General features: G+C 62.7%; 13 protein-coding genes. 3 read left to right on the top strand and 10 right to left on the bottom strand.

The features are described from left to right. Nucleotides 1-22 precede the first annotated feature (22 nt). From E4633_RS03390 to E4633_RS03360, 7 genes are all read right to left on the bottom strand, one after another. Nucleotides 23-1,282 carry a complex I 51 kDa subunit family protein gene (locus tag E4633_RS03390; protein ID WP_135868849.1) on the bottom strand — a complete coding sequence of 420 codons (1,260 nt, stop codon included), beginning with the start codon at nt 1,280-1,282 and terminating at the stop codon, nt 23-25. Then, nucleotides 1,279-1,752 (bottom strand): NADH-quinone oxidoreductase subunit NuoE, encoded by a 474-nt coding sequence (gene nuoE, locus E4633_RS03385; protein ID WP_135868848.1) that lies wholly within the window; start codon nt 1,750-1,752, stop codon nt 1,279-1,281. Before nuoE ends, E4633_RS03390 begins: the two co-directional genes overlap by 4 nt. A gap of 21 nt (nt 1,753-1,773) precedes the next feature. Then, nucleotides 1,774-4,158 carry an NADH-quinone oxidoreductase subunit B/C/D gene (locus tag E4633_RS03380; RefSeq protein WP_135868847.1) on the bottom strand — a complete coding sequence of 795 codons (2,385 nt, stop codon included), beginning with the start codon at nt 4,156-4,158 and terminating at the stop codon, nt 1,774-1,776. Next, nucleotides 4,155-4,556, bottom strand: a complete 402-nt coding sequence (locus tag E4633_RS03375) for an NADH-quinone oxidoreductase subunit A (RefSeq protein ID WP_135868846.1) — start codon at nt 4,554-4,556, stop codon at nt 4,155-4,157. Before E4633_RS03375 ends, E4633_RS03380 begins: the two co-directional genes overlap by 4 nt. Before the next feature lie 108 nt (nt 4,557-4,664). Then, a complete protein-coding gene (locus E4633_RS03370; protein ID WP_198419400.1) occupies nt 4,665-5,978 on the bottom strand; it encodes a GspE/PulE/PilB domain-containing protein in 1,314 nt (437 codons plus the stop codon). Between the two features lie 170 nt (nt 5,979-6,148). Then, nucleotides 6,149-6,556: a GreA/GreB family elongation factor gene (locus tag E4633_RS03365; protein WP_135868844.1), complete on the bottom strand. Its 408-nt coding sequence runs from the start codon at nt 6,554-6,556 to the stop codon at nt 6,149-6,151. A 149-nt stretch (nt 6,557-6,705) separates the two neighbouring features. After that, the gene (locus E4633_RS03360) at nt 6,706-7,242 is read right to left on the bottom strand and encodes an acyloxyacyl hydrolase (protein ID WP_135868843.1); all 537 of its coding nucleotides are present in this window, start codon (nt 7,240-7,242) and stop codon (nt 6,706-6,708) included. Nucleotides 7,243-7,443: 201 nt separating this feature from the next. On the opposite strand from E4633_RS03360, the gene E4633_RS03355 reads away from it, so the two are divergent. Then, nucleotides 7,444-7,815: a hypothetical protein gene (locus E4633_RS03355; RefSeq protein WP_135868842.1), complete on the top strand. Its 372-nt coding sequence runs from the start codon at nt 7,444-7,446 to the stop codon at nt 7,813-7,815. An 86-nt stretch (nt 7,816-7,901) separates the two neighbouring features. Here E4633_RS03355 and E4633_RS03350 read toward each other — a convergent pair whose 3' ends face one another. Beyond that, nucleotides 7,902-8,375 carry a peroxiredoxin gene (locus tag E4633_RS03350; RefSeq protein WP_135868841.1) on the bottom strand — a complete coding sequence of 158 codons (474 nt, stop codon included), beginning with the start codon at nt 8,373-8,375 and terminating at the stop codon, nt 7,902-7,904. Between the two features lie 136 nt (nt 8,376-8,511). Here E4633_RS03350 and E4633_RS03345 point away from each other — a divergent pair, with 136 nt between their 5' ends. Next, nucleotides 8,512-9,042 carry a hypothetical protein gene (locus tag E4633_RS03345; protein ID WP_135868840.1) on the top strand — a complete coding sequence of 177 codons (531 nt, stop codon included), beginning with the start codon at nt 8,512-8,514 and terminating at the stop codon, nt 9,040-9,042. A 68-nt stretch (nt 9,043-9,110) separates the two neighbouring features. Here E4633_RS03345 and E4633_RS03340 read toward each other — a convergent pair whose 3' ends face one another. Continuing rightward, nucleotides 9,111-10,310, bottom strand: a complete 1,200-nt coding sequence (locus E4633_RS03340; RefSeq protein ID WP_135868839.1) for a protoporphyrinogen/coproporphyrinogen oxidase — start codon at nt 10,308-10,310, stop codon at nt 9,111-9,113. Nucleotides 10,311-10,459: 149 nt separating this feature from the next. Between E4633_RS03340 and E4633_RS03335 the strand changes: the two genes are divergently transcribed. Continuing rightward, nucleotides 10,460-11,350, top strand: coding sequence for a DnaJ C-terminal domain-containing protein (locus E4633_RS03335; RefSeq protein WP_135868838.1), 891 nt, complete (start codon nt 10,460-10,462; stop codon nt 11,348-11,350). Nucleotides 11,351-11,428: 78 nt separating this feature from the next. Here the strand turns inward: E4633_RS03335 and E4633_RS03330 are convergent, their stop codons facing one another. Continuing rightward, nucleotides 11,429-12,388, bottom strand: a complete 960-nt coding sequence (locus tag E4633_RS03330; RefSeq protein WP_135868837.1) for a peptidylprolyl isomerase — start codon at nt 12,386-12,388, stop codon at nt 11,429-11,431. Nucleotides 12,389-12,419 lie beyond the last annotated feature (31 nt).

Raw genomic sequence — 12,419 nt, 5'->3', positions numbered from 1 at the left:
GGGGTGCTAGCTTCTTCCGGCCCTACTTCAGCGGGCACTTCTTCTTCACGATATGCTCCCGCACCTCGTCCTCGAAGTCGCGCAAAAGCCCGTCGAGCGGGGCCATGGCGCCTGGGGCGAGGGCGCAGAAGGTGTAATTCAGGTACTTCACGTGCTCGCGCAGGATGACGATGTCGTCCTCCACGCCGCGGCCGTTCTCGATCCTGGTGAGGATCTCCTTCACGAAGGGAAGCCCCTCGCGGCACGGGGTGCACCAGCCGCAGGATTCCCGGGCGAAGAAGGTGATCAGGTTCAGGGTCGCTTCGACGAGGCAGTGGCTTTCATCGAAGACGATCACGCCGCCTGAGCCGAGCCGGGAGCCTGCCTTGGCCACGGTGTCGTAGTCCATCGGGAGCGTCATGTGCTCAGGTTTCAGGAACTGGGTCGAGGCGCCCCCGGGGATGCAGGCCTTGAACTTCCTCCCTTCGCGCATGCCGCCGCAGGCGTCGAGCACAGCCTCAAGGGTGCTCCCGATCGGGAGCTCGACGCAGGCGCGGTTTTTAACCGAGCCGCTCACGCAGAAGAGCTTGCTCCCTGCCCCTTCCGGGTTCAGCGCGAGCCCCTTGAACCAGGCCGCCCCGTTGGCGACGATGGCGGGGATGTTGGCCAGCGTCTCCACGTTGTTCACCACGGTCGGCCCCTGCCAGAGCCCCTTCACGGCGGGGAAGGGGGGCTTTTGCCGCGGGTTCGGTCGTCTCCCCTCCAGGGCATTGATGAGGGCGGTTTCCTCGCCGCAGATGTAGCGGCCGGCGGAGAGGTGCAGGTCCAGGTCGATGGAGTGCTCCGTCCCGAGGATCTTCTCACCCAAAAGGCCCGCCTGTTTCGCCTCCTCGATGCCGCGCGCGAGGTTCGCCGCCGCCTTCTCGTAACCTTTGCGGATGAAGATGAAGGCGTGGCGCACGCCGAGCGCGTAGCAGGCGAGGGTCATCCCTTCGATCAGCGAGTAGGGGTTGTGCTCGAGGAGCACCCGGTCCTTGTAGGTGCCGGGCTCCATCTCGTCGCAGTTGCAGATGAGCCAGCGCGGCCCCGGGAGGTCGCGCGGCACGAAGGACCACTTGCGGCCGGTCGGGAAACCGGCGCCGCCGCGGCCGCGCAGTCCCGAATCGATCACGGTCTGCTGCACCTCGGCGGGGCTCATCCCGGTGAAGGCCTTCTTGAGCCCCTCAAAGCCCCCCTCCTCACGGTACTCGTCGAAGGTGACCACGCGGTTTGCGCGGTTATGTCGGAAAAGCGGAAGTGTCATGCTTTTTGCCGCTCCATCTCCAGTATTTCGTCCACCAGCTCGGGGGTCAGCTTCCCATACGGGACGTCGCCCACTGACATGGCCGGACCGTCGCCGCACATCCCCATGCAGCAGCATGGGAGGAGGGTGAACATGCCGTCCGCGGTGGTCTCGCCGAGGCCGACGCCGAGTTTCTTCTTCAGGTGCTCGATGATGCCTTCGCAGTCGACGCACCAGCAGGAGATGGAATCGCAGACGTGGATCACCTTCTTCCCTACCGGGCGGCGGTAGATCATCTCGTAGAAGGTGGCGAGCTCCTCGACCTGCAGCGGCGAGAGCCCGAGAAGGCTCGCCGCCTCCCCGACCGCCTCGTCGGTCAGCCAGCCGTAATGGGCCTGCAGCTCCTTCATCACGTCCACCGCGGCCTCCCGCGCGGTGATGGCGGAGGCGACGCGCGCCTCCAGCGTATTTTTCAAACTCTCCGGTATCATCCCGAGTTCTGCTCCTTGTTGTTACCGGTCCAGGTCCGCCAGCACGAAGTCGATGGAACCGAGGATGGCGAGAAAGTCCGACACGAGCCAGCCGCGGCTCAAAACGGGGAGCGACTGGATGTGCGGGAAGGTCGGGGTCCTGATCCGCATGCGGTAGGCGGTGTGCAGGCCGTCCGAGACCGCGAAGTAGCCGCACTCGCCCTTGGGCGCCTCGATCGGGGCGTAGCACTCCCCCTTGGGGGGCGACATGCCGCGCGTCGCGTTCACGAAGTGGTGGATCAGCGACTCGATGTCGTTCAGCGCGTCCCGTTTCTGCGGAAGCGTGTAGCGGTAGTCCTGGGAGATCCAGCGGCCGTCCGGCATCCCCTCGGCGGCCTGCTTCACGATGGCGAAGGACTGCCGCATCTCCTCCATGCGCACGAGGTAGCGGGCGTAGCAGTCCCCGCCTTGCGCGACGGCGACGTCGAACTTGAAGCGGTCGTAACCGCCGTAGGGCATCTTCTTCCTGAGGTCCCAGTCGAAGCCGCAGGCGCGCAGCATCGGCCCGCTGAGGCCCCATTCCATCGCCTGGTCGACCGTGATCGCGGAGACCTCCTTGAGGCGCGCGGTGAAGATAGGGTTGCCGGTCAAAAGCTTTTCGTACTCGCCAAGGCGGGGGGGGAACCATTCCAGGAAGGCGCGCACCTTCTCCAGCCATCCCGGCGGGAGGTCGTCGGCGACGCCGCCGATCCTGAACCAGGCCGGATGCATGCGGCCGCCGGTGATCAGCTCGACGATGTCGAAGATCTTCTCGCGGTCCGTGAAGGTGTAGAAGACCGGGGTCATGGCGCCGATGTCCGCGGCAAAGGTCCCGAGCCATACCAGGTGATTCGCGATGCGGAACAGCTCGCAGAGCATGACGCGGATGTATGTCGCGCGCTCGGGGATCTCGATGCCGCACAGTTTCTCGACCGAGTTCAGGTAGGCGAGGTTGTTCTGCACCCCCGCCAGGTAGTCGATCCTGTCCGTGTAGGGCATGAACTGGTGCCAGTTCTGGCGCTCGCCGATCTTCTCGGCGCCGCGGTGGTGGTAGCCGATCTCGCTCTCCATGTCGACGATCTCCTCGCCGGAGAGCTTCAACACGAAACGGACCACGCCGTGGGTCCCCGGGTGCTGGGGGCCGAGGTTCAGGATGAGGGTCTCATCGTCGACGCGGTCGAAGAAGTCGCTGGCGGGAAGCGCCTTGCGCCGGCGCGCCTCGTCGGCGGTGTAGGGGGGCATCTCGGTTGCCCGGGAGGGGTGTTCCTTCCTGAGCGGGTGCCCCTCCCAGTCCGGCGGCATCAGGATGCGGGTGAGGTTTTTGTGTCCGGCGAAGCGGATGCCGAACATGTCGTAGGCCTCGCGCTCGTACCAGTCGGCGGCCGGGAAGACCGAGGTGACGCTCGGCATCTCGGGGTACGCCCCGTCGAGCTCGGTCTTGACCCGAATCCTGCCCGGGGTGTCGAAGCAGGTGAGGTGGTAGTTCACGGTGAAGTCGCGGAAGCGGTCGCGGTCGCGCCGGCACGATTCGTCGACGCAGGCGATATCCTCCAGGCGGCGGAAGGGGGAGGCACTGCGCTTCTTCAGGTGCGCGAGCAGTTCCGGCACCAGCCGGGCTGGGGCGCGCAGGGTGAGCATGTCGCAGGCGGCCGGATCGACGGCCACTTCGCCGCCGAAAGCGGCGTGCAGTTCGCCCTCGAGGCCGAAGTCGGGGTAGGGGAGGCGCGGCTGTTTCGGGCGCCAGAGCTCGTCGGAGCGGGGCGCCGCGAAGTACGGGTGCTGCATGGCGCTGCCGCGGATGGCGGTCCCCTCCATGCCGGGGCCGCGGGTGTCTCGCGACTTGGTGACGCCGTCCACGAGGATCGGGGCCACCGTCCCCTGGGTCCCCCCCTGCATGCGGAGCACGGGACGCGTCGGGCGCTCCTCGGTCCTGATCTTTTGCTGCAGCAGCATGAGCCCTTCGAGGAAGGATTCGGGGCGCGGCGGACAGCCGGGGATGTAGAGGTCGACGGGAAGGATCTGGTTCACCCCCTGCACGACGCTGTAGACGTCGTACATCCCGCCGGAGTTGGCGCAGCTTCCCATGGAGATGACCCACTTGGGCTCCGCCATCTGGTCGTAGAGCCTGAGGATGCTGGGTGCCATCTTCTTGAAGACGGTCCCCGCGATAACCATGAGGTCCGCCTCGCGCGGCGTGCCGCGCAGGACCTCGGCGCCGAAGCGCGAGACGTCGTAGCGCGAGGTGAAGGAGGCCATCATCTCCACGAAACAGCAAGACAGCCCGAAGAACATGGGCCACAGCGAGTTCGCCCTCCCCCAGTTGATCAGGTCGTCCAGGTTGGTGAGGAGGACGTTTTCCGGTATTTTTTCGTCGGCCCTCTCGCTCAAGGCTTACCTCGCTCGCGGACGGCTGAAGGTCCCCATTCAAGGCCACCCTTGATCCAGAGCCAGACAAGCCCCAGCATGAGGATGACGATGAAGGCGGTGATGTGGACGAGGCCGGGGATGCCCAGAAGGTCCCAGGCGGTGGCCCAGGTCAGGATGAAGGCACCCTCGACGTCAAAGACGATGAAAAAGATGGCGATGAGGTAGAAGGGAACGCGTGAGGCGTGGCGGGCGGCCCCGGTGGGGACGACGCCCGATTCGTACGGGATGTGCTTGTCAGCGGAGTCCTTCCCGGAGCCGAGAAAGTACGCCGCGGCCAGCAGCAGGGCGATGAGCCCCACCGCGGCTGCGGTGTAGATGGCGAGAGGGATGAACTCTACCTGCTGAGCGGTTACTGGCATACCGGCCTTTCAATGAGAGTATCAGGGGATTTTGGTACCCGTATAATCTAGCGTAGGGCGGCTGAAAGTCAATTTTTCCCGCGGTTAATTTAGTCTTTCATTAGAGGGTTAGGTCATCATGATCTTGCTCTTCAGGATGAGTATCTCAAAGGCCATGGCGGCCTTGCCGATGAGCTTCTGGATTTCGGGGAGTTTTTCCTCGAGAGGGGTACTGCCGCCGCCGACATAGAGGACGGCTACGACGCGTCCCATCATCACGAGCGGGACCAGGAGGTTGTTAAAGGGAGTCCCCCCACCCAGCGCCTCCATGATAGCCTGGTTGCCGGCCGTCGCGGGCATCGGGCCCAGGAAGTAGTTCTTGCTCTGGTCCACCACGTTCAGCACCGACGGCTCGGCAAGCGAGAGCTCCAGCTCCTCGAACTCCGGCACCGGCCTGTTGTCGACCCGCGCCACCCAGCCGGAAGCACGGCCGCCGCGCAAAAGGAAAAAGGCGACCCGGCGAAACTGGGAGCCGAGGTGGCCGGTGACCAGTTCCGCGATCCAGTCCCGGTCATCCGGCTCGGCAAGACCTGCAAGCACGCTCTCCAGGGAGTAATCCTGCTCCGGGTCTTCGACCTCCTCGTAGATCTCGGCGGCGGGCGGGACGGCGGGCGGCTCGGGCGCGGCGGCACTTTCCGGAGCCGCCGGTGGAATCGCTGCGGCCGGGGGCGCTGCCGCCGGAGCCTGTGTGGCTGGCTGCGGCGCGAGGTCGGCCTGCGGCACTTCGCTTTGTTCAAGGAGTTCCAGGCAACTCAGGTCCTCGAGCACCGGGAGGTCGAGAATCTCATCCTCTTCGTGGGCCGACCATAACTCGAGGGTCGGCTTCGGGGGTGCGGGAGGCGGGGTGGCGGCGGCCACGCGGCTTGCCGGGGGAGCGGCTTGAGGAGCGGACTGATGCGCGGCATGGTGCCGGTTCCTGCTTCGGCTCCCCCCTTCCACGCTTATGTAGCGCACCTCGCGCTTGATACGGTAGTACTTCTCCATCGCGGTGACGATGCGCAGTTCCGGGGCGATCACCGGCATGATGATGAGGCCAGTGGCGAAGGAAATCTCGTCTATGGCGTGGAAGTCGGTAGGGTCGACCATCGCCAGGGTGAGCTTGCGCTTGTTCAGTTCGATGGGGACCACGCGGTATTTCTTCACGTAGTCGTAAGAGATGAGCTTGATGACGTCGTCGGGGATGTCGAGCAACTGTTCCGGGGTGGCGTGGGGAACTCCGGTTTTCTGGCTCAGAAACTCAGCCAGGTCGCGCTCGTCGAGGTACCCCATCTCTACGAGGTTGGTGCCGAAACGACCGCCGAAAATGGCCTGCCCCTTGAGGGTTTCCTCCAACTGGAACGGCGTGATCTTTCCCGCCTGGACCAGCATTTCGCCCAATCTCATCTTCTCCAAAACGTCCTCCGCCATCACATGAAATCGCATCGCAAGACCGGTCATGCCGCACCAGGTGCAGGGGGGCGGAACTGCCGTTTTGGGGCGGCACCCCGTGCCGGTCAGGCGCCAATTTAGAGCCGCTTCACGTAGATGTCAATAGCAAAGGGGGGCGTTGTCGCTCAGTAGAGGTCGACTATCTCATAGGAGGCGCTGCCTATTTCCACCGTGTCGCCGAGGGACTTGCCGATCAGCTCTCGCCCCATCGGGGAACTCGGAGTGATGACCAGGACTTCCTCGCCGTCCAGCAGCAGTTTGAGGCCGCCTTCCTGCGGGCCGATGAAGACCGTTTTCAGCGCTCCGTCGTCCCCTTCCAGGGTGACCAGCGCGGTGAGGCGGATTTCGGCCGAGGCGTCGAAGGGCTGCAGCGACAGGCCGCGGTAGGCCTGCAGGGCGCGCTTTATCTCCTGGGCTCGGTTTGCCTGCCCTTGCGCCACGTAAGAGGCCTCGAGGCTCAGGGTGTCGTACTTGTTGTCGGGGATGTTTTCTTCGTGGATGGCCGCTTCATGGGCCGCTTTCGCGGCCTTCATCAGGGTGTCCAGGTCATGGGTGAGACGGTCGATGATGAGACGGTGCAGTTGCTTCTTTTTGTTCGCTACGATGGGAAACCTTCCTGAGGGATGTGTTAGGTCACCTGTCGGGTGACGGCGACGATACTATAACGCGCGGAGGAATCTGTCTAGGGGTACCAGTTGATCCCGATCAGATGCATGTTGATGCCCGGGTTCGGGCCGCCGTTGAAACCGGCGTTGGACATGTGCTGGAAACGGTAGGATAGACCGAAGCCGGGGGTGAAATGGTAGATAAGCTCGGCGTGCGAGACGAACTGCTGGATGCCGTTGTAGTCTTTCAATCCGAAGCGGTCGCGGGAAATGATGGCGATGCTGACACCAAGATCGAGCTCGACGGGGAAGTCCGGATTGCCGAACCTGAAGGCGGGCCCGAGGGTGCCGATGAACCCGTTGTCTTCGTCTGTACTCAAAGTACCTGCCGTGATCGCAGCCTCGGTCCATACACCCCAGCCTGCCTTGTTGCAAAGGCCCCAGGGGAGTTGGTAGGTACCGAATGCTTCGACGAGATAAGCGCTGTTATCCTCGCCGTCTGCGGATACCCCGCCCCTGATCCCCACCGGGCCCCAGTTGCCGGCTGCGGCGGATTTTTCCGTTACGGGGAGCAGAACGAGTGCTGCGATTAGCAGAAGGAGTATGCTTTTCATGATGTATCCCCACGCGGTTAGGGCATGCTAACCTCATAAGGTGTATCCACAATTTGGAGAAATTCAAGCAGGTTTCACGAGGGCACGGATGCGTGTCGTCCGAAAGCCCTTTAGTTGCGGAAAAAAATTGCTGGAGGTACTATTTAATAGGCGGTAAACAGGCAGGAGGAGGCTGTTAATGACAGCCGGAAGGAGGTGCCCATGAAAGGATACCAGCTGGTAAAAGAGATCAGAGATGCGAAGAGCGCTCACCCCGACATGGTATTCATCAAGTGGTGGCGCAATGAGGAGGATTTCATCGATTTCGACCTGCTTGACCGATTCCTGCAGAACCTGAAAGAGAGCGAAAACATCGGCGGATTCGAGTTGATCAACGAGGATGAGATGTGGCGCACTCTTGAAGCGAGATGCCGCGGGCGGGTGACGAGGGAACAGCGTGACGGAGAGTGGGTGTTGCACTGGACGCCTCCGCCTGACAGAAAGGTTGAGGAGGCACAGACAGAGTTCCCGTACACGGCAGAGTCACTGGTGAAGATTCTGGATTCGGAAACCAACTACAACTACGTGGACTGATAGACAGGCTCCGCGTCCGCGCGCCTCCGCTTCTGCTGACGATGAGGGGCGAAGACTTCGGTCTTCGCCCCTTTTGTCGTCCAGGTTCAGCCTCTGGCCAGCATCTTGAAGAAATCCAGCACCTTGTCCGGGTGTTCCGAGGCCTTGGCGATCTTCGTCCACTGCCTGATCACGGTTCCCTCAGGCGAGAGAATCACCGTGGAGCGGATCACCCCCATGGTGGTCTTGCCGTACTGAACCTTCTCACCGAAGGCACCGTATGCCTTCATCACCGACGCGTCCGGGTCGGAGAGGAGGGGGAACGGGAGCTTGAAGTCGGCAATGAACTTCTCGTGCGACTTCAGCGAATCTTTGGAAATACCTACCAACACGACCCCCAACTGGAGGAAAAGCGGCTGCAGCTTTGCAAAGCCGACCGCCTCAGCGGTTCAGCCGGGGGTGTTGTCTTTAGGGTAGAAGAAGAGCACCACGAGCTTTCCCGCGTAATCCTTAAGTGAATGCTCCTTCCCGTCGCTCCCCTGGAGCCTGAAATCCGGCGCCTTCTGGCCTTCTAGTGACATGCCTGCCTCCTTGGTTGTGGTTCTCATTAGCTGGTTAAACATAGCAGACTGGGCATGAATGGCAAGGGATAAGGCTGCGGTTGTCAGCCAGATCCTTTTTGGGGTATGCTGTGCCCGGTTTTATGGGAGGGGGGAGATGGGTGGCATCATGGAGGTGGCGGGCGCCCCGGAGCGGTGGCATCACTTTGCCGGGGTCCTGCTCGTGATAGCGATGGCGGTGTTGCAGGCGCGGGTCGGGAGGGCTGGAGCCCTATGGCAGATCTGCTGGGCACTTCCGGGGACGCTGCTGCATGAGCTTTCCCACCTGGTGGTGGCCGCGGTGACCGGCGGGAGGCCCGTGGGGTTCAGCATTATCCCGCGGCGGGAAGGCGAGGGGCGCTGGGTGCTGGGTTCGGTGACCATCAGTAACGCCGGGGCCATTTCCGCGCTACCCTCGGCGCTTGCGCCGCTTTTGCTGAACGTGGTCGCTTATTATCTGTACCTTGGGTGGAACACGTGGTTTCCCGCGGACCTGCCGCATACCCTGCTCATGTACGTCGCCATTTACGTTTTCAGTTACAGCTCGATTCCGTCGGGACAGGATGTGCGGGTTGCCCTTTCCAATCCTGCGGGGGTGCTGCTCTACGGCGGTGCGGCGGGGTTCTATTTCTGGCGGGCGGGACTTTAGGGGTTAAAAAAGCCCGCCCCCCACTTTCGTGGAGGCGGGCTCGCCTTGTCATCTATCCCAGCCAATCTTTAGAGCGTCTCTGCCAGCCTCTCGAACTCCTTCTTCGAACGCACGATGCAGTCTTCCACCGCCATCCCGGCAAAGTAGTTCCCTGTCACGTATAGGCTGCTTCCCTGCAGCAGGCGGTCGACCTCGTCGGTGAGCGCCTTATGGCCCACCACCGGCGACGGGAGCTGGCTCTCACGCTCCACCACCTGCTCGAGATCCTCGGGCTTGACCTTCAGCACCTGGGCGATCCGATTCAGCTTCGCATCCAGCGGGAGCTTCCCGGACTTGAAGTGGAAGCTGAATCCCCGATAGCTGTCGTGGGCGACGGTATCCCGGGAAACGGCGGAGTAGAATTCTTCACCGATCGGGATCAGGCCGGCCAGAAGCGGCAGCTGCAGCTTGCTCTTCTGGACCGCCAACCCTACCGTCTCTATGGTTTCCAGCTTGAGCGCGGAAAGCACCTTGGCGAGTTCGGGGGCGATGCCGGCGGCAAGCGTCGCGCTCGCCGGCGGCGGGGCGGCGAGGGTGAGCCTCGGTGCACCATAGACGGTCCCTTCGGAGAGTTCCACCTCATAACCGGACGCGTCCTTGGAGATGCGGACGACCTCCACACCGGTCTCCAGGGTTATGCCACGGGCCGCGACGAGCCCGTCGATGACGCTGTTAAGCCCCCCCTTCAGGGTGAAGCTCTTGATGACGTCCTTTCTCCTCGGACGTTTGTTGAAAAGCATGTCGGCGGGGAAGTCGTCGGCGCGCTGCGAGATGACCGCGTTGAAGGCGGGACCGAATACGTTTTTATAGTTCTTCCGCCCAACGATGCGCCCGTAGTACGATGCGACGCTCTCCCCATCCTTCTTCAGGGTGAAGAGCTGCCAGGCCGAGGTGAAAAGCTCGACGAAGGAGAGCTGAGAGGGGATACTCTTGACCTCGTTGCCGACAAGCATCTTAAAGGAGACTTTCTCCCTCGGAAGGATGCTCTGCATCAGTCCGTGGCGCTCCATGAGCTCTAACAGCCCGCCGTAGGAGTTGTAGCAGGTGTGGGCGCCGAGTTCGAGCCAGAAGCCTTCGGCACTTCCCTGAAAGCGGTGCGAATGGAAACATCCGCCGGGACGATCGCTCTTTTCAAGGACCAGGGTGTTGAGCCCCTTGGCGGCTGCATGACTGGCGAAACTGAGCCCGCTGATCCCTGCTCCTATCACGATGGCGTCGAATTGCTTCATCTGGCGGCTCCTGTTTTTAAGGGTCGTTAATTGCAGCCTATATAAGCCCGCCCGCGCGGAGTTGTCAAGGTTTACAACATGTTGACATTAGTGGGGGCAGCAATTACATTCTGTGGAGCAATTCCAGGGACATTGAAAGGACTTCCGTTATGGCACAAAGAGATTACTACGAGGTGCTCGGTCTGAAAAAAGGCGCCTCGGCCGACGAAATCAAGCGGGCCTACCGCAAGCTCGCGGTGAAATACCACCCGGACAAGAACCCGGGGAACAAAGAGGCCGAGGAGCGCTTCAAGGAGATCAACGAGGCGTACGCCGTCCTGTCCGATCCGCAGAAGAAGGAGCAGTTCGACCAGTTCGGCTCCACCAATTTTCACCAGCGCTTCTCGCAGGAGGACATCTTCCGGGGCTTCAACGTGGACGACATGTTCCGCGACCAGGGTTTCGGCACCGACGACATCTTCTCGCGTATCTTCGGGGACGCCATGCGGCGCCAGCGCGGCGGCCGGGGCAGGGCGGCCGCAAAGGGCGAGGACTTCTCCATGGAACTCCAGGTCACCTTCCGGGACGCCTACGACGGCGCGGAGAAACGGGTCGCCTTCATGCGCGACGGCTCCCGCGAGGAGCTGTCGGTGAAGGTTCCCGCCGGAATAGAAAGCGGCGCGCGGCTGAGGGTGGCGGGACGCGGCGGGCCTGGGCGCATGGGGGGGCCTTCCGGGGACCTCTACCTGACCGTCCTGGTCAGCGCCGATCCCATGTTCCAACGCGAGGGTAACGACATCGTGCTGAACCACGAGGTGCGCTTCTCCGAGGCGGTCCTCGGGGGACAGATCGAGGTGCCGACCATGCAGGGGACCAAGCGGATCAGGATCCCGGCCGGCATCCAGTCCGGCACCAAGGTGCGCCTCAAGGGGCTCGGCTTTCCGCTGATGGGCAGCGCTGGACGTGGCGATATGTACGTGCGGGTCGCGGTGCACGTGCCGGAGAAACCCACCGCACGCCAGCGCGAGCTGGTGGAGCATTTGGCGGCGGAAGGGCTCTGACCCCTCCGGCACCGGCAAAAAAAATCCCCTTCGCCGCGGACCGGCGAGGGGGATTTTTCGTTTCTGGGGTAGCAGAGGCTAGGGCTGCTTGATGTCGATGCTGGCGGCGTTACGAAGGTCCTTCACCCACTGGTTGAAGCGCTCGTCCGACTTCTTCTTGTAGAGCTGCTCCTCGATGGAGTCCTTGACCTCCTCGAAGGGACGGCCCGTCCCGCGGCTCTTCTGCTCCAGCTTAATGATGTGGAGACCGGCCGGGCTCCGTACGATGGAGCTCACGTCGCCCGGCTTCATGGCGGCAACGGTATCGCCGATTTCGGGCAGCATGTCGCTCTTCTTGAAGCTGCCTAAGTCTCCCCCGTCTTTGGCGGCGGCGGGATCCTGGGAGTATTTCTTGGCGAGGGCGGCGAAGTCCTCGCCCGCCCGCGCCTTCGCGAGCACCTCGTTGGCGAGCTTCTCCGTGGCGGCGGCATCTTCCGGCTTAGCCTTGGGGTCGAGCTTGAAGAAGATGTGCCGGGCGTGGAAGGTCTCGGCGCCGCCGTAGCTGTCGCTATGCGCGTCGTAGTACTCGCGCATCTCGCGTTCACCCACCTGGATCTTGGAACGGACCTCCTGGCTCATGAGCCGCATCCGCTCCAACTGCTCCTTCAACTGCGCTTTGTACTGCGGGAAGGTGAGTCCCTGGGCGGCCAGCGCCTGTTCCAGCGCCTCCTGGGTGAGGTTGTTCTGCTTCTTGACGTCCTCGATGGAAGCGCGCAGTTCATCCTCGCCTACCTTGATGTCCAGTTCGCGGATCTTCTGCTCGACCAGTTTCTTGTCCACGAGCCGGTTCAGCGCCGCGCTTCTGAGCCCCATCTTCTCCGCCGGCGGGAGCTTTTCGCTCTCCTTCAGCATCTGGGCGTATTCCTTGTCGAGGTCGACGGTGGTGATCACCTCGTCGTTGACGACGGCAGCAATGCCGCTGATCTGTTTTGCCTGGGACGGGAAGGGGGATACTGCCAGGAGGGCCAGCAGGGTGCAGGCCATGATGATCTTAGCCATGGTGTCTCTCTATAGCCGCGCATGCGGCGTT

Origin of the sequence: Geomonas terrae (genome assembly GCF_004791675.1) — a bacterium.
GTDB lineage: Bacteria > Desulfobacterota > Desulfuromonadia > Geobacterales > Geobacteraceae > Geomonas > Geomonas edaphica.
Note: the sequence above shows the minus strand (reverse complement) of the source record. Positions and strands in the feature narration are given on the sequence as shown.

What these genes read in the sequence shown, in the direction of transcription:
- E4633_RS03390 (WP_135868849.1), bottom strand. Translation starts at nt 1,282, where the DNA reads ATGACACTTCCGCTTTTCCGACATAACCGCGCAAACCGCGTGGTCACC.
- nuoE (WP_135868848.1), bottom strand. Translation starts at nt 1,752, where the DNA reads ATGATACCGGAGAGTTTGAAAAATACGCTGGAGGCGCGCGTCGCCTCC.
- E4633_RS03375 (WP_135868846.1), bottom strand. Translation starts at nt 4,556, where the DNA reads ATGCCAGTAACCGCTCAGCAGGTAGAGTTCATCCCTCTCGCCATCTAC.
- E4633_RS03370 (WP_198419400.1), bottom strand. Translation starts at nt 5,978, where the DNA reads ATGAGATTGGGCGAAATGCTGGTCCAGGCGGGAAAGATCACGCCGTTC.
- E4633_RS03365 (WP_135868844.1), bottom strand. Translation starts at nt 6,556, where the DNA reads ATGAAGGCCGCGAAAGCGGCCCATGAAGCGGCCATCCACGAAGAAAAC.
- E4633_RS03360 (WP_135868843.1), bottom strand. Translation starts at nt 7,242, where the DNA reads ATGAAAAGCATACTCCTTCTGCTAATCGCAGCACTCGTTCTGCTCCCC.
- E4633_RS03355 (WP_135868842.1), top strand. Translation starts at nt 7,444, where the DNA reads ATGAAAGGATACCAGCTGGTAAAAGAGATCAGAGATGCGAAGAGCGCT.
- E4633_RS03345 (WP_135868840.1), top strand. Translation starts at nt 8,512, where the DNA reads ATGGGTGGCATCATGGAGGTGGCGGGCGCCCCGGAGCGGTGGCATCAC.
- E4633_RS03340 (WP_135868839.1), bottom strand. Translation starts at nt 10,310, where the DNA reads ATGAAGCAATTCGACGCCATCGTGATAGGAGCAGGGATCAGCGGGCTC.
- E4633_RS03335 (WP_135868838.1), top strand. Translation starts at nt 10,460, where the DNA reads ATGGCACAAAGAGATTACTACGAGGTGCTCGGTCTGAAAAAAGGCGCC.
- E4633_RS03330 (WP_135868837.1), bottom strand. Translation starts at nt 12,388, where the DNA reads ATGGCTAAGATCATCATGGCCTGCACCCTGCTGGCCCTCCTGGCAGTA.